This is a genomic window from Streptomyces sp. NPDC046862 (assembly GCF_040704615.1).
Classification (GTDB): domain Bacteria; phylum Actinomycetota; class Actinomycetes; order Streptomycetales; family Streptomycetaceae; genus Streptomyces.
In genome coordinates this window covers 232,494-252,909 of sequence record NZ_JBEYXP010000002.1, presented here as the reverse complement: position 1 = coordinate 252,909, position 20,416 = coordinate 232,494, and the positions used below count along the sequence as shown (strand labels likewise).

The window sequence follows — 20,416 nt, the reverse complement described above, 5'->3', positions numbered from 1 at the left end:
GAGGTCGCGCTCTCGCGCGATCCGCCTAGGCGGAGGGTTCAGGCCACGTGATCCAGGACTCCGGGATCTCGTCGTCCAGCCGGCGAACGTCCCGAGGCGTCAACACCCGGCGGTGCAGCAGCTCACCGGCCACCAGCCGGGCCACGGCGATCGCCCCCGGCGGATTGAAGTGGGTGTTGTCCTGCTCGGTGGCGGTCCAGTTGAAGTACTTCTTGGTCTCCTCGACACCGAGCCGCTGCCACAGGGCGATGGACAGCGCCTGGATGTCGAGCAGCGCGACGCCCTCCTCCTGGGCGAGGGCACGCATGGCCGCCGGGTAGTCGCCGTGGGTCGGTACCGCATTGCCCTCGGCGTCGAACCGCCGCCGCTCCACGGAGGTGGCGAGCACGGGCCGGGCACCGCGGGCGCGCGCACCGTCGACGTACAGACGCAGGTGGTCCTGGTACGTCGTCCAGGGCTCGGTGTAGCGCGTGGGATCCTCGGCCTTGGAGTCGTTGTGCCCGAACTGGATCAGCAGGAAGTCGCCGGGCCGGATCACGCCGAGGATGGCGTCCAGCCGCCCCTCGTCGACGAAGCTCTTCGAACTCCGCCCGTTCACGGCGTGGTTGGCGACCGGCAGGTCCCTGCTCAGGAAGAAGGGAAGCGCCATGCCCCAGCCGGTCTCGGGGGCGGCGTCGGCGTACTTCTGGGCGGCGGTGGAGTCACCGGCGATGTAGACCGTCCGCACACGCCGGGAGCCGGCGGCGGCAGCCGGGGTCGCGGCGAGGGCGAGAGGAGCGGCGGCGAGAGCCGCGGTGGTGACCTGTCTGCGGGTGAGTGACACGGGGGTGCCTTTCGAAGTTGGGGGGTAACCCCGCGCCCCTGAAAGGGGCGCGGGGCTGTGTTCGAACTGCGGCTCCGCCGCGGGGCGCGGCCGGCCACGACAAACCCGCGGCCGGCCTACAACCAACGCACCCGAGCTCTCAGCCCTTCTGCTCGTTCCACTCCGACTGCGCCTTGTTCAACTGGTCGGCCAACGTGTTCAGGAAGTCCTCCGCCTTCATGGACCCGTTCATGACCTTCTGGAGGTTCGGCTCGTTGTCCGTCTTCGAGATCGTGTTCCAGTCCGGGAGGTAGTACGGCAACTGAACGATCGTGGTGGACCCGTCCGTCAACGCCTGCGCGGCCAGCTTCGTCGGCTCGGCCTTGGAGATCCACTCGTCCTTCGCGGCGTCGTTGTTGGACGGCACCTGCCCCGCGGACTCGTTGAACTTGGAGCTCTCCGCCTTCGAGTTGGCGAACTCGATGAACTTCCAGGCGGCCTCCTTGTTCTTGGACGCCTTGAAGATCCCGAGCCCGTCGACCGGGTTGGAGACCTGGACCCGCTTCCCGCCCGGCCCGATCGGCTGCGGGATGCCGCGGAACTTGTCGACGCCGAGCGCCTTCACGTGGTCCTGGTAGGAGCCCAGGTTGTGGTTCAGCATGCCGATGGTGCCGGAGTCCCACTGGGCGACCATCTTGGTGAAGTCGTTGTTGAGGTCGGCCGCGGGGGTGACCTTCTTGTAGAGGCCGACGTATTTCTTCAGGGCCGCCACGTTCTTCGGGTCGTTGACGGTGGTCTTCTCACCGCTGGAGTCCCAGAACGACGTGATGCCGGACTGCCCGTACATCGCGTCCAGCGCCTGGGCGATGGAGCCGGCGCCACCGCGGATGGTGTAGCCGAACTCGTTCTTGCCCTTGTCGGTGAGCTTGTCCGCGGCCTCGTAGAACTTGTCCCAGGTGGTCGGCTCGTCCAGGCCCGCCTTCTTGAACAGGTCGGTGCGGTAGTACAGGACGCCGTTGTTCGCGGAGGTCGGGACCGAGTACAGCTTGCCGTCGCCACCGCCCGCGGCCTTCAGCGACTCGACCATGTTCTTGTTGAGCTTGCCGTCGAGGGAGGACTTGGCCAGACGGCCGTCCAGGGGCTCCAGCGCGTTCTGCGCGGTGAACCCGGCGAGCATCGCCGCGCCGACGCCTCCGACGTCCGGCAGGCCACCTCCCTGGAGCGAGGTGTCGACCTTGGACTGGTACTCGGTGGCGGCGATCCCGACGTACTTGACCTTGATGTCCGGGTTCGCCTTCTCGAAGTCGGCGATGATCTCCTTCCAGATGTCGGTGCGGACACCGCCGTTGTTGTCCCAGAAGACGATCTCGCCCTTGCCGCTGCCCTCGGCGCCCTTGTCACCGGCCGCGCCACTGCCGTCGTCACCGCAGGCGGTGGCGGTCAGGGCGAGGGCGGATCCCAGGGCGACGGCCACGGCGGCGCGCCTGCTTCTGCGAATGCTGATCTTCATTGAACGGCTCTCTTCTTCTGGATCCAACGAGGGTTTGTGAAGTTGTGGGGGGAGTTCCTGCGTCGCGGGCCGGGGGATGCTCAGCGCCGGCCGACGTGCGGCGCCCAGCCGTCCGTCCCCGCGAGGTACTTGGCGACTGTGTACCTGCCCGCGTCCACGGCCGGCAGCTGCGGCCGGTCGGCGGTGACCGTGGCGCCCGGCCCGTAGGTGCGGTACTCGGTGAAGCGGGCGTCCTTCCACGAGAAGCCGCTCATGTCGGTCCACGGCGACGACTTGACCGCGGCGGGCAGCTCGGTGTCCCGGAACAACACCTGTGCGACGGCGTTCGGTTCGCCGCCCGGGTGCCAGGGCCGCCCGAGGTGGAAGGAGTCGGCGGGCGCGTCGCTGACCACCTTCGACTTGGTGATCAGGAAGCCGTACGGGTTGTCCTTCCAGGTCGAGGCGGCCGTGATGTAGCCGTTGTTGGTGGCCGAGCCACGGCTCAGCGCCTTGATGACGGACCGCTCGATGACCGTCGTCGCCCGCCCGTAGATGAAGTCGACGTCGCCCTCGATGTACGAGTCGCGGACGTAGACCCGGCTGATCACGTCCAGCTTGGGGCTGTCGGTCATCAGCGTGTCCTGGTTGCCCAGGAAGGCCGTGTCCTCGAAGACGATCCGGTCGCCCGTCGTCTTCATCGCGAGGGCCTGCTCGCCGTTCAGCTCGTGCGCGGCCTCGTCGAAGTCGTTGCTGAAGGTGAGGTGACGTGCCGTCACGTCGTTCGCCAGGATCCGCACGGTGGCGCTCCCGTTGGAGCCGCCGTACGCGGCGGGCGTGTCGAAGACGATGACGGTGTCCGAGCGGTCCCGCCCTGTCCCCTGCAGCACGATCCCCGGCTTGGTCGCGGGGATGAGGACCTTCGCGCGGTACGTTCCGGGCGCGATCCGGATCGTGACGGTGCCGTCGTTGCCGTCGGGCACCGCGTCCACGGCGGCCTGCACGGTCGGGTGGTCGGCGGGCACGTTCAGCACGGTGTTCGTGCCGATCTGCTTCTGCGGTCCGGAGAAGCGGGTGACCAGCGCGGGGACGGCGGCGGCCGGGTCCAGCCGGTAGGCGTAGAAGTCCTTCGGGTCGAAGGCGGCACCCCACGCGTCCTGCCGTCCCGTCGTGTTCTTCAGGATCGAGCCGCGCTGCACCAACTCGGCGGTGGCGTCGGCCTGGTAGGGGTGCTGGACGCCGTCGTAGTAGCTGTTCTCGATGACCATCTTCGTCTTGCCGCGCGACCAGTTGCCGTAGGTCCACACGGGGTCGCCGTCCGCGACCTGCGCCGAGAGGTAGTTGTTGTAGAGGTGGGCGTAGGCGCAGTTGTCCGCTGACGGGTTGCGCTGTTTGGTGCCGCTGAACCAGTTGTGGTCGATGGTGATCTCGGTCTGGACATTGGTGGTCCAGCCGATCCCGAACGCCTTGTTGTGGTTCTTGAACTGGTTGTAGGAGACGGTGATGTACCGGCTGTCCTTGCGGATGTCGAGCAGCCCGTCGCCCATGTGCTCGAAACGGTTGTGGTCGATCCAGACGTGGTCGACGGTGTCCATCTGGATCGCGTCGAAGTCCGTCGTCTTGCCGTCCCAGTCGCCCTCGACGTAACTGTCACGGATCGTCAGGTTGCGGATGATCACGTTGCTGGTGCCGGGGTTCAGATGCAGCTCCCCGTGCACGATCTCGCCCGAGTCGCCGACCCCGGTGATCGTCTTGTTCGAGGTCACGACGATGTCCGAGCCGAAGGGTGCGACGTCGATCGCCCCGGCCACGCGGATGACGTAGGGCTCGTCGGCCGCCGCGTACCTGGCGAGCGAGGCCTGGTCGGTGACCGTCACCACCTTGCCGCCCGCGCCGCCCGTGGTACCGCCGTCGAGGGAGGCGAACCCGTGCGGCTTGTCGCTCCAGGTCCGGTGGGCGCCGGAGACCGACTCGGGCACGGCGGCGTCGGCCGGGGCGAGGGCCCCGAGTCCCAGCGAGGCCACCAGGACGGTGACGGCGGCCAGAACCCGGCCGAGGCCCGGTCTCGGAGGGGCCCCCGACAAGCGCTTGCTACGGAGGTGCGTCATTGCGGCTCCCAACAGGCGTGACAAGGAGTACGGGTGGGGTGGGTTACGAGGGGGTGATCCGGAACTGCGTGAACGTGGCCGCCCCGGCGTGTCCCCCGCCGGTGGGAGCGACCGCGAACAGGCCGAGCAGGGCGCCGACCCAGCGCCAGGGGGTGGCGGCGAACACCTGGCCCGAGGGCTGGAAGCCGCGGCCGTCCCCGACGTCGCAGGAGAAACGGCAGCGTGCCCCGGCGGCGATCCCGATCCGCAGCCGGGCCCGTCCTTCGGGGGCCGGCCGGGGGTGGGCGGCGTCCCGTTCCCGGTCGGCGACCGACTCGCCGAACCGGTGCACGAGGTGCACGCTTCCGTCCGCGTCCCGCTGGAGCCCGATCCAGCTGAACGCGTCGCCGAGGACGGTGAGCCCGGCCCGGGCGCCCTCCTCCTCGCTGTCGAGCCGGAGCTCGACCTCCACGGTCACGGGGATGCCGGGCAGCCGCTGGGTGAGCACGTTCGGCAGCTTTCGCTGGTCGTGCGCGTCGACCGTCCGTACGCAGGTCAGCCGGAGCCCGTCGCCTGAGTGGTGGGTGGCCCAGCCGTCCTGCGGGTTGGCGGTCCACTGCCACTGGCGTCCGAAGCGGCCGCCGGGGAAGTCGTCGTCGGTGGCGGGCGCGGCGGGCGGCTGCGGCGGCAGGGCGGGCTTGCGGTGGCCGGTGACGGGGGTTCCCTCGTCACCCATCACCGGCCACCCGTCCGAGTTCCAGCACATGGGCTGGAGGTGCACGACCCGGCCGTACGCGCCCCGCTGCTGGAAGTGCAGGAACCAGTCCTCACCGTTCTGCGTGCGCACCCAGCCGCCCTGGTGGGGGCCGTTGACGTCGGTGTCGCCCTGCTCCAGGACGACCCGCTCCTCGTACGGGCCGAAGAAGTCACGCGAGCGGAAGGCGCCCTGCCAGCCGGTCTCGACGCTCCCGGCGGGGGCCAGGATCCAGAACCAGCCGTCGTGGCGGTACAGCTTGGGCCCTTCGAGCGTGAACCAGCCCGGCAGCCGGTCCCCGTCGACGATCACCTTGCCCTCGTCGAGCAGGCTGGTGCCGTCGGGGTGCATCCGGTGCCCGGTGAGCCGGTTCTTGATCCCGGAGCGGGACTTGGCCCACGCGTGCACGAGGTAGGCCTCGCCGGTCTCGTCGTCCCACAGAGGGCAGGCGTCGATGAGCCCCCTGCCCGCCTTGACCAGGTGGGGCCGGGTCCAGGGGCCGCGGATCTCGGGGGCGTTGACCTGGAAGATCCCCTGGTCGGGGTCGCCCCAGAAGATCCAGAACCGGTCGGCGTGGTGCCGTAACGAGGGCGCCCACACTCCGCAGTCGTGCCGTGGGACGCGGAACTCGGCTCCGGGCTCCAGGCGCGTCAGGGCGTGCCCGACCAGCGTCCAGTTGACCAGGTCGTGGGAGTGCAGCAGCGGCAGGCCGGGGGCGCGGCCGAAGCTGGAGGCGGTGAGGTAGTAGTCGTCGCCGACGCGGACGATGTCGGGGTCGGACCAGTCGGCGTTCAGGACCGGGTTGCGGTAGGTGCCGTCGCCGAGGTCGGCGCTGAACGCGGACGCCGCTTCCGTGCTCGTCACGGGCTCACCGCCTTGCGGACCAGCGCCGCCACTTCGAGCTTGGGCAGGACGCCGTCGGCGACGACGGTCACGACGCGCCGTACGACGGTCTCGCCCGGCTCGATGGGCACGCGCTCGTCGTGGGCGAGGGAGGAGCCCACGCCCGGGTACTCGTCGGCGCGCACGAACCACGGGTCCTCGCGGGTGGCGTCGGTGGCTCCGGCGAAGACGAGCGTCCAGGTGGAGCCCGCGAGGGCCAGCCAGTCGGCGCGGGTGCCGTGGATCTCCGACTCGCCCTCGCTGTCGAGCGTGAACACGCGTGGCGCGGCGGCCTCCTTGCGGGCCCGCCAGAAGAAGCCGCCGTAGGCCGCGCCCGGCCGTCCGTTGGTGGCGGGGCTGCCGATCGACAGCGGGCTCCGGGTGGTGTTGGTGAGCGAGAACGTGAAGTCCAGCGCCCAGGCGATCTGGGTGAGTTCGGTGGCCGCGACCGTACGGCGCTCGCGCAGCAGCTCGCCTCCGGCCGCCACCCAGCGCAGTTCCTCGACGAAGCCGTCGGGGTCGCGGAGCTGGAAGGCGGAGTGCCGCTGGGAGCCGTGGTTGTCGAGCTCGGTCGGGCCCTGGTCGCGGACGAAGGTGCGCCCGCCCCAGAAGTTGAACCCCTCGACGTCGGGAACGGCGACACCGACGCCGAGGTGGTGCAGGTGGTCGGCCGGACTCAGTTCGGTCACGGCCGTACCGGACAGGGTGGTGACGGGGTGCAGGTAGGGGCGTGGGGAGAGCCGTTCGGGCAGCTCGGGGCGGGTGATGTAGCGGCCGACGGGGCGGCCCGCGACGCGCAGGACCAGCGAGTCGTTGTTCATCATCTGCTCTCCTCGTTCGCGGAAGCTGTGGGGAGGGCCCAGGGGGCGCCCAGCTCGGAGTAGAGGGCGAGGGTGTCGGCGGCCGAGGTGACCAGGCCGTCGATGCCGGCGACGACGCGGCGGTTCTCCTCGGGCACGAGGTGCCACGTCTCGGCAGGGAGTGGTGCCGGATCGGGTGCCTGTCGAATCGCTTCAACGACCCTCATGAAGGCGCCCGTCTCGTCGGGTGTGACCAGCAGGTCGGTGCCGTCGACCAGGTGGCCGACGAGGTTCTCCAGCAGGTCCGTGCGGCCGTACTCGATCTCCTCGGGGCCGTGCCCGGCCCGCTGGACGAGGACGCGGTCCTGCTTGTACCAGAAGGTGATCCGGCCGCGGGTGCCGTGCACGAGGACGTACGGCTCGCCGGGATGCTCGGCGCACAGCGTGGCGGCGACGGTGACGCGGCCGCCGCCGGCCGTGGTGACCCGCACGCACGAGGTGTCGTCGGACTCGATGTCGTTGGCGCGCAGCAGCTCGGTCTCGATGCCGGTGACGTCCTCGGCGCGGGCGGCCCCGGCGAGCGCGAGCCCGGTGGCGACGGCGTGGGCGAGGGGGTTGGTGAGGGCGCCGTCGATGACGTCGACGCCGTTCATGCGGCGCTTGCCCGCCCAGGGTGCCCGCCGGTAGTACGCCTCGTCGCGCGCCCACGCCCCGGCGCCGCCGACGCCGGTGATCTCGCCGAGGGCGCCCTCGGCGATCAGTTCGCGGATCGCGGGCACGGCGTGCGAGCCCAGCGACTGGAAGCCGATCTGGCAGGCCACCCCGGCCGCGGCGACCCCGTCGGCCATGCGGCGGAACTCGGCGTACGACGGCGCCGGGGGCTTCTCCAGCAGGAGGTGGACGCCCCGCTCGGCCGCGGTGAGCGCGAGGTCGGTGTGAGTGGGGATGGGCGTGCAGATCACGGCGATCGCGGCGCCCGTGGAGTCCAGCAGCGCGCCGAAGTCGGCGGACTGCTCGGGCGTGCCCAGGCCGTCCAGCTCCTCGGCGGTCAGCGGGGTCAGCTCGCAGACCCCGGCGAGCCGGACGATCCCCTTGTCCGCCAGGCGGCGGATGTTGGCCAGGTGCCAGCGGCCGTGTCCGCGGGCTCCCGCCAGGACGACGGGCAGCGGGAGGGCGTGGGAGCCCTTCGGGGGCGTCGCGGTGGTCATCGGATCCTCCCGGCGCCCGCGCTGCGGGCGACCTCGCGGTCCGCCGTGCGGGCGCTGTCGATCTCCCCGTGCAACGTGGGCGTCCAGCCGACGTCGGCGGTCAGGTCGCGTTCGCTGCCGGAGTTGTACGCGTTGTAGATGGTGAGCAGGTCGACCGGGTAGCCGTTGAAGAGGCTGCCGGTGGCGTGGAGGGCGGTGCCGTTCCAGCTCTTGACGAGGTCGGCGACCTCGATGTGTCCGGGTGCGGTGAAGGCGTTGTTCTCGGCGTAGACGGCGGACTCCGTGGAGACGCCGAGCGAGTAGCGGTAGTCGTGCACGTCTTCAGGAACGACGTAACGGTTGTTGTAGACGTGCACCTGCCCGAAACGGACGCGTGGCGCGCGCTGCACGACGCCCTCGAACTCGTTGTGGTGCAGGGTGACGCGCAGTTTGCCGCGGTCGCCGGTGGCCGTGTCGCCGTTGCCGATGAGCATCGCCTTGTCGTGGTCGGCGAACCGGCTCCAGGACACCGTCACCAGGTCGGAGCCGTTGGTGATGTCCAGCAGCCCGTCGTGGCGCAGGTAGTTGCGGGCGAAGTAGGTGGGCTCGTCCTCGTCGAGGTGTCCCTTGTCGGAGAGCGTGACGTGGTCGACCCACACGTGGGTGGCGCCGCGCAGCCAGATGTTGTCGTACGCGGTCTTCCAGTCGCCGAGGCCGCCGTTGTTGGGCTGCCAGACGGGGAAGCAGTCGTAGGCGTCGCGGAGTTCGAGGTTGCGGACGATCACGTTGTCCGCGTCCCTGAGCTGGAGACTGGCGCCTTTCAGCACGGCCCGGTCGCCGAGCCCGACGATCGTGGTGTTGGAGCCCACGGCCAGCTCGACCCGCTCGGCCTGCCTGGCGGCCGACGCCTGCCGGGCCTCCTCCTGGGGACCGCTGGGCTTGGCGGAGCCCCAGGTGCGCGGGTCGTACGCGGCGAGGTACTTCTTCAGGGAGTAGCCGTCGGCCGCGTAGTCGTCGCAGTCGAGCCTGTCGCCGTCGTCGGTGGTGTTGGCGTCGACGGTGCCCGCGATCCGGATGATCTTCGGGGTGGCGCTGCCCCCGTCGAGCGCCCGGACCAGCTCGCTCCTGTTGCGTACGGTGAAGACGTGGGCGTCGTCGGCGGTGGAACCCCCCGTGGTCCCACCGCCGGCCGAGGCCCACCCGTCGTTCGGGGCGAGCGTGTCGCGGCTGATGTCGCGGGCCTCGGCCCCGGCGGGGGTGCTGAGGGTGAGGCCCAGCATCCCGGCGAGGACGGCCAGTTGGAGTCCTCTTCTGGTTCTCATCCCCGTTCTCACCCCTTCACCGCCCCCGCGCTGAAGCCGGTGATCAGCCACTTCTGGATGAAGGCGAACACGATCACCACGGGTACGGCGGCGATGATGCCGCCGGCGGCCAGCGCGCCCAGGTCGACGCTGTCGGCGCTGAGCAGGGTGTTCAGGCCGACGGGGATGGTCTGCTTCTCCTGGTTGGACAGGAACATCAGCGCGAAGAGGAAGTGGTTCCAGGAGTGCACGAAGGCGAAGGAGCCAACGGCGATCAGGCCGGGCCGCAGCAGCGGCAGCACGACCACCCGGAAGCCGCTGAACCGGTTGCAGCCGTCGACCCAGGCGGCCTCCTCCAGCGAGTACGGCACGTTCCTGATGAACCCGCTGATCAGGATCATCGACAGCGGCAGCTGGAAGACCGTCTCGGCGATGATGACGCTGCCGAGGGAGTTGATCATCCGCATCTCGGCGAAGATCTGGAACAGCGGCACCAGCAGCAGCGCGCCCGGCACGAACTGGGAGCACAGCAGCGCCAGCATGAACGCGCGCTTGATCCTGAAGTTGAAGCGGGCGAGCGCGTAGCCGCCGGCGAGGGCGACGATCGTGGTCATGAACAGGGTGGCGACGCCCACGAGAACGCTGTTCTGGAAGTAGGTGCCGAAGGACCGCTCCGTCCACACCTTCTCGAAGTGCTCGAACGTGATGGGCCACGGCACGAGGGAGGTGGAGCCGGGCTCGCGCAGCGCGAACAGCAGGATCCAGTAGAAGGGGATCAGCGTGAAGACCAGGTAGATCGACAGAGGCAGGTAGATCTGCCAGCGCGGGACCTCGTCCCAGGCGCGCTGGGCCTTCCTCGGCCGGCGCGGGGGCTCCTCGGCGTGCGGGGCGGGGGCCACCGGGGCGTCGCTGATCTCGGCGTCCTTGGTGATCACTTGTCCTCGCCTCCGAACTTGCTCAACCGCAGGTAGACCATCGAGCAGAAGAGCAGAATCACGAACGCGACCGTGGTCAGGGCGGACGCGTAGCCGAAGTTGTGTGCGTCGACCGAGGTGTTGGCGATGTACAGCGGGAGGGTGGTCGTCGCCCCCGCCGGTCCGCCTCCGGTCAGGGTGTAGAGCAGGTCGACGTTGTTGAACTCCCACACGGCGCGCAGCAGCGTGGACAGGATGATCGCGTCCTTGAGGTGCGGCAGCGTGATGTGGACGAACTGCCGGATGCGGCTGGCGCCGTCGACCTCGGCGGCCTCGTACAGGTCCTTCGAGACGGACTGGAGGTCGGCGAGGATGAGGATCGCGAAGAACGGCACACCGCGCCACAGGTCGGCGACGACCGCGGCCGGGAAGACGGTCGAGGTGTCGGAGAGCCAGCTGACGCCGTACTCGCCGATGCCCATGTCCGCGAGGTAACGGGTGATGCCTGTCTGGGAGTTGTAGAGCAGCACCCAGATCGCGGAGGTCAGCACACCGGAGACGGCCCACGGGGAGAACACCATCGCGCGGCTGAGCGCCCGGCCCACGAAGGACTGGTTGACGATCAGCGCGAGCGCCAGACCGAACAGCAGTTGCAGCCCGACCTCGACCACGACCCACTTGGCGCTGAAGACCAGCGTGTCCCAGAACTGCGGGTCCTTCGTGAAGATCTGGACGAAGTTGTCGAAGCCCGCGAAGCCGTTACGCCAGGGCTTGGTGGGGTTGTAGTTCTGCAGGCTGTAGTAGAAGACGCTGATGACCGGGTAGGCGATGAAGCCCAGCATCAGCAGCCCCGCCGGCGCGATCAGCAGGTACGGGAGCCTGCGCGGCGTGGCCGATCCGCGACGCCGCCGGGGTGGCGCGGGCTGTTTCGCCACGGCTGCGGCTTGGGCCATGACTTATCTCCGTTCTCGGGTGTGCGGGTCGAGCCGGTGGTGCGGTGCGCCCCCTCTCTCGAGGGGACGGCAAGCGCTTTCACGTACGGTGTTCGAGGGCCGGACCGCGAGGAACAGCGGCCTTGGTGCGGTGGTGCGTGGTGGCGCGGACGGTGCCGTCGTGCGGTGGTGCACGGGTCGTGCGGTGATGCACTGGTGGTGCACAGGTGGTGCCGTCGTGCACAGGTGGTGCGGTGGTTTCAGCCCGCGTACGGGTCCGGCACCTTGCCCGGCCTGGCCAGGAAGGCGAAGTCGCAGCCGGTGTCGGCCTGCGTGATCTGCTCGTTGTAGAGCGCGCCGTAGCCGCGCTCGTACCGCTCGGGCGGCGGCGTCCACGCGGCCCTGCGGCGCTCCAGCTCGTCGTCGTCCACGCCCAGGTGGAGGGTGCGCGCCTCGACGTCGAGGGTGATCAGGTCGCCCGTCCGTACGAACGCGAGCGGCCCGCCGATGTACGACTCGGGCGCGATGTGCAGCACGCACGCGCCGTAACTCGTGCCGCTCATCCGGGCGTCGGAGATCCGCACCATGTCCCGCACACCCTGCTTCAGCAGGTGATCGGGGATGGGCAGCATCCCGTACTCGGGCATGCCCGGACCGCCCTTGGGGCCGGAGTTGCGTAGTACGAGCACGCTGTCGGCGGTGATGTTCAGGGACGGGTCGTTGATGGTCCGCTGCATCGTCTTGTAGTCGTCGAAGACGACCGCGGGACCGGTGTGCTTGAGCAGGTGCGGCTCGGCGGCGATGTGCTTGATGACCGCGCCGTCGGGGCAGAGGTTGCCGCGCAGCACGGCGACCCCGCCCTCCTCGGCGACCGGGTTCTCGCGGGTGCGGATGACCGCGTCGTCGTGGACGAGCGCGCCGTCGAGCTGCTCGCGCATCGTGTCGTACGACACCGTCGGCCGGTCGAGGTGGAGCAGGTCGGTGATCCGGGACAGGAACCCGGGGAGCCCGCCCGCGAAGTGGAAGTCCTCCATCAGGTACGTCTGGCCGCCCGGCCGGACGTTGGCCAGCACCGGCACGGTGCGCGCGACGCGGTCGAAGTCGTCCAGAGTGAGCCGGACTCCGGCACGGCCGGCCATGGCGATCAGGTGGATGACGGCGTTCGTGGAGCCGCCGAGCCCGAGAACGGTCGTCACCGCGTCCTCGAAGGCCTCCGCGGTGAGGATCTCCGACAACTTCCGGTCGCGGCGGACGAGTTCGACGATCCTGAGCCCGGAGGCGGCGGCCATCCGGTCGTGCCCGGAGTCGACGGCGGGGATGCTCGACGCACCGGGGACGGTGACCCCCAGCGCCTCGGCGGCGGCCGTGAGCGTGGACGCCGTGCCCATGGTCATGCAGTGACCGGGCGAGCGGGCCAGACCGCTCTCCAGCTCCTGCATCTCGCAGTCGCCGATGAGCCCGGCGCGCTTGTCGTCCCAGTACTTCCACATGTCGGTGCCGGAGCCGAGGACCTCGTTGCGCCAGTGGCCCGGCAGCATGGGTCCGGCGGGCACGAACACGGTCGGCAGGTCGACGGACGCGGCCCCCATGAGCAGCGCGGGCGTGGACTTGTCGCAGCCGCCCATCAGCACGGCCCCGTCCACCGGGTACGAGCGCAGCAGCTCCTCGGTCTCCATCGCGAGCATGTTGCGGTAGAGCATCGGGGTCGGCTTCTGGAAGGTCTCGCTGAGCGTCGAGACCGGGAACTCCAGCGGGAAGCCGCCGGCCTGCCACACTCCCCGCTTGACCGCCTGGGCGCGATCACGGAGGTGCACATGACAGGGGTTGATGTCGGACCAGGTGTTGAGGATCGCGATGACCGGCTTGCCCAGGTGCTCCTCGGGCAGATAGCCGAGTTGGCGGGTGCGGGCCCGGTGGCTGAAGGAGCGCAGCCCGTCCGTGCCGTACCACTGGTGGCTCCGGTACTCCTCGGGCCGCTTCCCCGCGTTCTGCTCGCTCGTCATATGGACCACCCGGCGGCGATGGCGGCGACCTCGGCCCGCTCGTCCTCGGGCAGTGCCCTGCTCGGCGGCCGGACGTCGCGGCGGCACAGGCCGAGCGAGGCGAGGGCCTCCTTGACCACGGTGACGTTGTTGGCGGACGCGTTGGCGCCGCGCAGTTCCTCGAAGCGGCGGATCTGCTCCCACACCTTCATCGCCGCGCGATAGTCCCCGGATCGAAGCGCTTCGATCATGTTCAGCGAGACGGCCGGGGAGACGTTCACGAGCCCCGAGGTGAAGCCGGTGGCGCCCGCGGAGAAGTAGGAGGGCGCGTACGGCTCGGCGAGCCCCGCCACCCACACGAAGCGGTCGAGCCCGGCGTCCCGCGCGAAGGCGGCGAACCGGGCGGCGTCCGGCACCGCGTACTTGACGCCGATGACGTTCGGGCAGGCGTCGGCGAGCTCGGCGAGCCGGGCTCCCGGCAGCGACGCCTTGCGCAGGTACGGGACGACGCCCAGTTCGGGCACGGCCTCGGCGATGGCACGGTGGTAGTCGACCCAGCCGGCGTCCGACACGTACGGGTGGACGGGCTGGTGGACCATCACCATCTGCGCACCGGCCTCACGGGCGTGCCGCGCGGCGGCCACGGCGGTGGGCACGTCGTGCCCGACCCCGACGAGGACGACCCCCCGGTCGCCGGCCTCGTCGATGGTCAGCTCGGTGACGAGCTTCCGCTCCTCGGGGGTCAGGGCGTAGAACTCACCGGTGTTGCCGTTCGGTGTGAGGGTCCTGATCCCGCCGTCGAGCAGCCGACGCAGCAGGGCCCGGTGGGTGTCCCCGTCGACGGTGCCGTCCTCGGCGAACGGTGTCACCGGGATCGCCACGACGTCGGCCAGGGCCGCCCGTTGGGTCTCGTACGTCACGCTGCTCATTGATGACCTTCCTCTTCGTGGGCCTCGGGGAAGGCCCGCTGGACGAACGACGCGATGTGCGCGTGGAGGGCGGCGGCGGCCCCGTCGGCGTCGCCGTCGAGGGCGAGCCTGAGGATCTCCCGGTGCTCGGCGGCCTCCCGCTCCCAGGAGGGGTTGGCGGCCCAGGCGACCGCGGAGACGAGCGCGGCCTGGTCCCGTACCTCGTCCAGCATCCGGCCGAGGAGCGGGTTGCCGCAGGAGGTGTACAGGGCGCGGTGGAACTCCCGGTTGGCCAGGGAGCGTTCCGCGGTGTCCGCCGCCCGGTCGGAGCGGGCGAGCGCGTCCTGGGCCACCTCCAGGGTCGCCCCGCGCCGTACGGCGCGCCGCAGGGCCTCCGGCTCCAGGAGCAGCCGTACGTCGTACACCTCGCGTGCCATGTCCGCGTCCACCATGCGCACCGTGACGCCCTTGTACTGGCTCATCACGACGAGCCCCGTCCCGGCAAGCGTCTTCAGCGCCTCACGCACCGGTGTCTTGGACACCCCGAACTGCGCGGCGAGCTCGGTCTCGACGAGCGCCTGGCCCGGCGTCAGCTGTCCGGTGAGGATGCGGTGTTTGATCCCCTCCAGCACGAACTGCGTGCGGGACGGGATCGGGGTGGGCACAGAGGTCATGCGCGGCCTCTCGGATCTCGCGTATCGGATCTCACGTATCGCGTCTCATATATGACGTACGAAGTACGACGCGTTGAAACTAGGAGGGGGTCTGTGTTTCGTCAATGCTTCTGGCAAAGGAAGTTGAGGTGACGGACGGAAGGGGTGGGTCCACTTCTCCCGTGCCCGCGCCGCCACTTGGCCCTTGACCTCACGGTTTCCTACACGACCGTGGTGATGCCCTCACGCGCGTACTCGGTCGGTCCGCCGAAGACCGCGGCGGCCCGCTCGGCCGCCGACTCGCGGGTGAGCGTGGGGCCGACATGGGTGACGAGGAGCCTGCCCGCACCCTTCGCGTAGGCGCCGGTGTCCTCGGGAGTGAGGTGCACGCGCCGTTCACCTTCGCGATACCGGTCGATGTCCGCCTCGCACACGAACAGGTCGGCGCCGCGGGCGAGGTCGGCGAGCGCGTCGCAGGGTCCGCTGTCCCCGGAGTACGCCAGGACCTTCCCCTGGCACTCGGCACGCAGCCCGTAGGTCTCGGTGTCGTGGCTCACCGCACGGGAGCTCAGAGTGAGGTTCCAGTGCCGCACCGCATGGCCGTCGTACAGGGGACGAATGGCGAACACGCCGCTCAGGAACCCCGGGTCGGACTGCCCGAAGAACCCCGCGAGCTGCTGTCCGACGTCAGCCGGCGCGTAGAGGGGGACCGGCGCGGGCAGCCTGAGCCCGCCGAACGCGAACCCGTACGCGGCGGCCAGCAGATCGGCGCTGTGGTCCGCGTGCAGATGGGAGATCCAGATCGCGGTGAGCCGCGTCGGGTCCGTGTGCCGTTGCAACTCGGCGAACGTTCCGAACCCCGCGTCCACCCACACCTCGGCACCCCCGCCGCGCAACAGATAACCGGAGCACGGGCGCCGCGGTCCCGGGTGCGGGGACGCGGTGCCGAGGACGGTGAGGCTCAGGGGCATGCGGGGAGCGTAGGGGGCGCCGGGACTCCACGTCCGGGGATCGCCGCCGCCATAACCGTCCGTTAAGGCTGCCTGCCGGGCGCCGTGAGCGTTGTCCATCAGGCGGTGGTGCGGGCCACGACGAGCCGGCGGCACCGCTCGGCCCTGTTCGCCGCCTCACCGTCCCCGCGGGCGAGTTCGGCCAGGTAGTGGAGCAGATCCGTGACGAGGTCGGGGTCGGGGCCCGAGTCGAGGAAGGCCTCCGTCGCCTCGGTGACGGTGTCCTCCCGCTCCAGGAGGAGCACACGGAACAGCTCCAGAAACCTGATGTCGTCCTCGTCCAGTTCTTCGGTGGGCCGTGCGAACAGGGTGGTCCACTGGTCCACACACGCTTCGGGTCCGGACGTCACCGTGTCCAGCATGGCCTTTTCGAACAGAAAGACGACGTCCTCGGGGTCGGCCGCCAGCGCCTGCTCCAGATCCTCGCGCGCCTGTGTGTACCGGCCCGCCTCACGGTGGGCGACACCGCGGCCGCCGAGGGCCCGGACGAGGGTCGGGTCGAGGTCCAGAGCGGCCGTGAAGTCGGCGACCGCCTCGTCCGGGCGCCCGGCCTGACGGTGGGCGTCCCCGCGCTCGGCGAGGGCCGGGGCCCGGGTCGGGTCGAGGTCGAGAGCGGCGGTGAGGTCGGCGACGGCCTCGTCCGGACGCCCGGCCTGGCGGTGGACCTCCCCGCGTTCCACGAGAGCCCATACGTAGGTGGGGTCGAGGGCCAGCGCGGCCGTGAGGTCGGCCACGGCGACATCGAGACGACCGGCCTGACGACGCGCCTGACCACGCCACGCCAGAGCCCAGGTCGAACCGGGATCGAGCTCCAGCGCGGCCGTGAAGTCGGTGATCGCCTCGTCCAGGCGCCCGTCCTCCCGATGAGCTTCCCCGCGCCGGACGAGAGCCCAGACGTAGGCGGGGTCGAGGGCCAGCGCGGCCGTGAAGTCCGCGACCGCGTCATCGAAGTGCCCGGCCTGGCGATGTGCCTCCCCACGCTCGCCGAAAGCCCAGCAGTACGCCGGGTCCACCTCCACGGCCGCGGAAAGATCGGCCACCGCCTCGTCGAAACGCCCCGCCTGACGATGCGCCTGACCACGCTGGCCCAGAACCCATTCCGTACCGGGCTTCAGCGACAGCGCGGCCGTGAAATCCGCGACCGCCTCGTCGAAGCGACCCGCCTGACGATGCGCCTCCCCCCGCTCCGCCAGAGCCCAGTCCCACGTCGGGTCCGCCTCCACGGCCGCGGACAGGTCGGCCACCGCCTCATCGAGACGCCCTGCCTGACGATGCGCCTGACCGCGCCACGCCAGGATCCACTTCCAACCGGGCTGCGAAGCCGCGGCCGTGAAGTCCGCGACCGCGTCGTCGAAACGTCCGGCCTGACGATGAGCCTCCCCGCGGTGCGTCAGGGCCCAGGTGTAGGCGGGATTGATGTCGAGTGCGGCGGTGAAGTCGGGAACCGCCTCGTCGAAGCGACCGGCCAGCCGATGGGTCTCTCCCCGCATGGCGAGAGCCCAGGCGTACGGGGGGTCGAGTTCGGCGGCGGCGGTGAGGTCGGCGACGGCCTCGTCGTGACGACCGGCCTGTTGGTGCGCCTTTCCTCGTTCCGCGAGAGCCCAGACGTAGGAGGGTCTGAGATCGAGAGCGGCGGTGAGGTCCACGACGGCCTCGTCGTAGCGGTCGGCCTGCCTGTGGGTGATGCCACGCTGGGCGAGGTCCCAGGCGGACCCGGGGTCGAGAACCAGCGCGGCCGAGAAGTCGGCGACGGCCTCGTCGTAGCGGCCCGCCGTCTGATGGGTCATCCCACGCTGGGTGCGAGCCCAGGCGTACGTGGGGTCGAGAACCAGCGCGGCCGTGAAGTCGGCGGCGGCCTCGTCATGGCGGTCCGCTCCGTTGTGGGCTTCCCCGCGGGAGACGAGAACCCACGCCACAGTCGGGTCGAGGTCGAGAGCGGCCGTGAGATCGGTGACGGCGTCGTCGAAGCGGCCGGCCCGCAGATGGGCTTCTCCCCGGTGGGCGAGTGCCCAGGCGTACGCGGGATCGAGCTCGTGAGCCGTCGTCAGGTCGCTGACCGCCTGGTCGGTGCGGCCGTTCCAGGAGTGGACGTCACCGCGGTAGGCCCAGGCCCGGGAGTTGCGGGGGTCGATGGCGACGGCGCGGTCCAGGTCCGTCACGGCCTCGTCGTCGTGGTCGGCGAGATAGAGGTGCCACCCCCGGTGGGCGTGCGCCCACGCCCGGGCGGCGGTGTCCAGCCGGCCGTGGGCGAGCAGGGCGGTCAGGGCGGCGGAGTTGGGTTCCGGGTCGGCGACGGCGTCCCGGAACCGCTCGGCCCAGGTGAGGAGGGCCGGATCGGAGGTGTCACGGGCCGCCTGTCCGAAGGCGTGCGTCCACTGCTGCAGGATCTCCGCGTCCCGTCCAGCGGCGTGGACCGCCTGCTCCAGCGCGGTCGGCAGGTGGGCGGCGGGGCGTGCGCACAGGCGGTGGTACGTCTCGTCCAGGACGTGCCGGCGCCAGCGGGGGTCGCCCCACCGCTTGGTCTCGGGAAGGTCCTGTTCGGCGTCGGTCCGCCAGGCGGCGTGCGCGGCCGCCAGTTCGAGGTGCGCCGTGACCCAGCCCTGGGGGGAGTGGGTGCGCTGCTGCCGCACCATGCTCGCCCGCACCACGGCGTGGTACTGCTTGAAGTCGCCGCGGCCGCTGACGAACGGCTGCTCGCACAGCCACCCCCACAGCCCCCGCGCCTCCCGCCGTGCCGCGGCGGCAAAGATGTCCTCGTTCAGCTGCGGAGCGAGCGCGCACGCCAGCACCGTCTCCTGCTGCCGGTCGTCCTTGATCCCCTCCATGAACCGCCCGACCGCTCTGTCCACGGCGTCCCCGTCGGCGTCCGCGTCCCCGGCCGTTCCGCGCCGGGTGAACGCCAGGATCTCCACGAGCAGCGGCAGCCCCATCGACAGCCGTACGACCGCCTCCACCACGTCGGGCTCCGTCACCCCGCGCGCGGCCAGCAGCGCCCGTGTCTCCGCCTCGCTGAACACCTCCAGCGGTACGTCCGCCACCTGCGCCCGCAGCGGCGCCCACTCCCGTTCCGCGAGCTCGTCGCGCCCGGCCAGCACCACCATCACGTTGACCGGCAGCGGACCGTACGTGTCCTCCAGCAGGTCCCGCAGCCACCCGTCCAGGTACCGGCCGGTCTGCTCCCAGGTGTCGAGGAACAGCATCACCCACGGGTACCGGTCGCACAGCCGCTCCAGCTCGGAGACGAACGCCCGGTTCACCGCCGTGTCGCCCGCGCGCCCCCGACGGCCCCTGGCCCGGGCTCCGGCCCGGAGCCGGTCCAGCCCCTGGGCCGCGGTGTCCGGGTTCACCATCGAGGTGACGGCACCGGCTCCCGGGATCAGGACGGACGCCCCGCCGAGTGCGGCCTGCGCCACCGCCCGGCTCGACACGGAGGCCTCGCCCTGCCCCGGCACCGGTTCGGCGGCCGTCTCCTGTTCCCTGCGGTACTGCTCGGCCGCCTTGTCGAACTCCTTCAGCGGCCCCGCCTGCTCGGCCAGCTGCCGGGCCAGCTCCGTCAGCGCCTGCTGGACGCCGTGGACGTCGTTCTCGTCGACCACGGCGGTCGCCGCACCCGCCCGCCGGGCCGCCTCCTGCCACTGGCGCAGCAACGTGGACTTGCCGACCCCGCCCACCCCGCGCACGTGGAACAGGAACTCCGCCGGGTCCTCCTGCGAGTCCGGGTCCTTCGCCAGATTCTCCGCGAACAGCGACAACTGTGCCCGCCGGCCCACGAACCGCGCCTGCGTACGCTGCCGGATCAGCTCCCCGCGCGACCGGCCGCGCCGCCCCGCCCCCGACATGCCCCACCCCCGTCCCGGACTGCCGCAGCCAACGCTCCGGCACCGTCTCCGTCGGCAATTCTGCCGCGTCTCACGGGATGTGGACGTCAGACATCATCAGGGCCTCAGGGCCTCAGGGCCTCAGGGCTTCAGGGCTTCAGGGCTTCCAGCCCGGATCCCGCCCGCTGAGGCCGATGACGCGGTCGAGGAGGGGCGCGTCGTCCGGTACGGGCACGACGGGTCCGAAGATGCCGCCGCCCCGGGTCGGGTCCTGGGCCGCGGCGAGGAGGAAGCCGTGGGCCGCCCGCAGGGCGTCCGGGTCCGGCTCGTACTCCTGGTCCGTGGCGCGGGCGAGGTCCCAGCCGTGGACGACGAGTTCGTCGACCGCCACGGCGGCGGCGACGGCGCCCGGCAGGGTCACGCCGCCCGCCCTGGTCTCGCCCGTCCGGGCCGCCGGGTCGCGCCAGGCCTCCGCCAGTTCGTCGAGGGCCGTGGGCAGGGCCGCGCGCCAGCCGGGCTCCACGTCCGGTACGGCCGCTGTCGGGCTCGTGTCCGTCGTGGCGCCCAGGTCCTTGCGGCCGGCGTCCCGGAAGGCGATGGCCAGGTGGACCAGGTGGCCCAGCAGGTTGTGCAGCGCGTACTCCGGGCACGGGGTCGGCGCGGTGAGCTGCTCGTCGGTCACGCCCTCCGCGAGACGCGCGACGATCCGGGTCTGGGGCCCGAGGTCGGGAGTGGTCATCTCGGTCATCAGCTGCTCCTCATTCCGTCCAGGAATGGACTTCCATCCACGGGTGGAGACCGCCGCCGTACGCGAAACTCATCGCCACTCATCGCCACTCATCGCCCGCAGTCGAGACCCGTCATATCTAGGGCATCTGCCGGATCCTCCTACCAGGGCCT

General features: G+C 70.8%; 15 protein-coding genes. All 15 read right to left on the bottom strand.

Translation table 11 applies throughout. The features are described 5' to 3' along the window. Positions 1–25: 25 nt before the first annotated feature. The gene (locus tag AB0959_RS03055) at positions 26–823 is read right to left on the bottom strand and encodes a rhamnogalacturonan acetylesterase (RefSeq protein WP_366824476.1); all 798 of its coding nucleotides are present in this window, start codon (positions 821–823) and stop codon (positions 26–28) included. 139 nt (positions 824–962) lie between these two features. Next, positions 963–2,312: a sugar ABC transporter substrate-binding protein gene (locus tag AB0959_RS03050; RefSeq protein ID WP_366824475.1), complete on the bottom strand. Its 1,350-nt coding sequence runs from the start codon at positions 2,310–2,312 to the stop codon at positions 963–965. An 80-nt stretch (positions 2,313–2,392) separates the two neighbouring features. Continuing rightward, positions 2,393–4,396, bottom strand: coding sequence for a pectinesterase family protein (locus tag AB0959_RS03045; RefSeq protein ID WP_366824474.1), 2,004 nt, complete (start codon positions 4,394–4,396; stop codon positions 2,393–2,395). 43 nt (positions 4,397–4,439) lie between these two features. Continuing rightward, positions 4,440–5,993, bottom strand: a complete 1,554-nt coding sequence (locus tag AB0959_RS03040) for a family 43 glycosylhydrolase (protein ID WP_366824473.1) — start codon at positions 5,991–5,993, stop codon at positions 4,440–4,442. Next, complete coding sequence (locus tag AB0959_RS03035) at positions 5,990–6,835, bottom strand: PmoA family protein (RefSeq protein WP_366824472.1); 846 nt, start codon at positions 6,833–6,835, stop codon at positions 5,990–5,992. Before AB0959_RS03035 ends, AB0959_RS03040 begins: the two co-directional genes overlap by 4 nt. Continuing rightward, entirely contained in the window at positions 6,832–8,019 is a 1,188-nt protein-coding gene (locus tag AB0959_RS03030; RefSeq protein ID WP_366824471.1) for a Gfo/Idh/MocA family oxidoreductase, read from the bottom strand. The genes AB0959_RS03035 and AB0959_RS03030 overlap by 4 nt, the downstream gene beginning before the upstream one ends. Then, entirely contained in the window at positions 8,016–9,320 is a 1,305-nt protein-coding gene (locus AB0959_RS03025; RefSeq protein ID WP_366824470.1) for a pectate lyase, read from the bottom strand. The genes AB0959_RS03030 and AB0959_RS03025 overlap by 4 nt, the downstream gene beginning before the upstream one ends. A gap of 8 nt (positions 9,321–9,328) precedes the next feature. Beyond that, a complete protein-coding gene (locus tag AB0959_RS03020; RefSeq protein ID WP_366824605.1) occupies positions 9,329–10,198 on the bottom strand; it encodes a carbohydrate ABC transporter permease in 870 nt (289 codons plus the stop codon). 32 nt (positions 10,199–10,230) lie between these two features. Continuing rightward, positions 10,231–11,166 carry a sugar ABC transporter permease gene (locus AB0959_RS03015; RefSeq protein WP_366824469.1) on the bottom strand — a complete coding sequence of 312 codons (936 nt, stop codon included), beginning with the start codon at positions 11,164–11,166 and terminating at the stop codon, positions 10,231–10,233. Positions 11,167–11,405: 239 nt separating this feature from the next. Then, a complete protein-coding gene (araD, locus tag AB0959_RS03010) occupies positions 11,406–13,148 on the bottom strand; it encodes an L-arabinonate dehydratase (RefSeq protein ID WP_366824468.1) in 1,743 nt (580 codons plus the stop codon). Then, positions 13,145–14,056 carry a dihydrodipicolinate synthase family protein gene (locus tag AB0959_RS03005; protein ID WP_366824467.1) on the bottom strand — a complete coding sequence of 304 codons (912 nt, stop codon included), beginning with the start codon at positions 14,054–14,056 and terminating at the stop codon, positions 13,145–13,147. Before AB0959_RS03005 ends, araD begins: the two co-directional genes overlap by 4 nt. After that, positions 14,053–14,709, bottom strand: coding sequence for a GntR family transcriptional regulator (locus AB0959_RS03000; protein ID WP_366824466.1), 657 nt, complete (start codon positions 14,707–14,709; stop codon positions 14,053–14,055). The genes AB0959_RS03005 and AB0959_RS03000 overlap by 4 nt, the downstream gene beginning before the upstream one ends. 200 nt (positions 14,710–14,909) lie before the next feature. Next, complete coding sequence (locus AB0959_RS02995) at positions 14,910–15,659, bottom strand: MBL fold metallo-hydrolase (RefSeq protein ID WP_366824465.1); 750 nt, start codon at positions 15,657–15,659, stop codon at positions 14,910–14,912. A 98-nt stretch (positions 15,660–15,757) separates the two neighbouring features. After that, complete coding sequence (locus AB0959_RS02990; RefSeq protein ID WP_366824464.1) at positions 15,758–19,537, bottom strand: tetratricopeptide repeat protein; 3,780 nt, start codon at positions 19,535–19,537, stop codon at positions 15,758–15,760. Positions 19,538–19,673: 136 nt separating this feature from the next. Continuing rightward, positions 19,674–20,264: a TIGR03086 family metal-binding protein gene (locus AB0959_RS02985; RefSeq protein ID WP_366824463.1), complete on the bottom strand. Its 591-nt coding sequence runs from the start codon at positions 20,262–20,264 to the stop codon at positions 19,674–19,676. Positions 20,265–20,416 lie beyond the last annotated feature (152 nt).

Coding starts and splice junctions, on each gene's coding strand:
- araD (WP_366824468.1), bottom strand. CDS start 13,148: ATGACGAGCGAGCAGAACGCGGGGAAGCGGCCCGAGGAGTACCGGAGC.
- AB0959_RS02990 (WP_366824464.1), bottom strand. CDS start 19,537: ATGTCGGGGGCGGGGCGGCGCGGCCGGTCGCGCGGGGAGCTGATCCGG.
- AB0959_RS02985 (WP_366824463.1), bottom strand. CDS start 20,264: ATGACCGAGATGACCACTCCCGACCTCGGGCCCCAGACCCGGATCGTC.
- AB0959_RS03015 (WP_366824469.1), bottom strand. CDS start 11,166: ATGGCCCAAGCCGCAGCCGTGGCGAAACAGCCCGCGCCACCCCGGCGG.
- AB0959_RS02995 (WP_366824465.1), bottom strand. CDS start 15,659: ATGCCCCTGAGCCTCACCGTCCTCGGCACCGCGTCCCCGCACCCGGGA.
- AB0959_RS03045 (WP_366824474.1), bottom strand. CDS start 4,396: ATGACGCACCTCCGTAGCAAGCGCTTGTCGGGGGCCCCTCCGAGACCG.
- AB0959_RS03030 (WP_366824471.1), bottom strand. CDS start 8,019: ATGACCACCGCGACGCCCCCGAAGGGCTCCCACGCCCTCCCGCTGCCC.
- AB0959_RS03050 (WP_366824475.1), bottom strand. CDS start 2,312: ATGAAGATCAGCATTCGCAGAAGCAGGCGCGCCGCCGTGGCCGTCGCC.
- AB0959_RS03005 (WP_366824467.1), bottom strand. CDS start 14,056: ATGAGCAGCGTGACGTACGAGACCCAACGGGCGGCCCTGGCCGACGTC.
- AB0959_RS03000 (WP_366824466.1), bottom strand. CDS start 14,709: ATGACCTCTGTGCCCACCCCGATCCCGTCCCGCACGCAGTTCGTGCTG.
- AB0959_RS03035 (WP_366824472.1), bottom strand. CDS start 6,835: ATGATGAACAACGACTCGCTGGTCCTGCGCGTCGCGGGCCGCCCCGTC.
- AB0959_RS03025 (WP_366824470.1), bottom strand. CDS start 9,320: ATGAGAACCAGAAGAGGACTCCAACTGGCCGTCCTCGCCGGGATGCTG.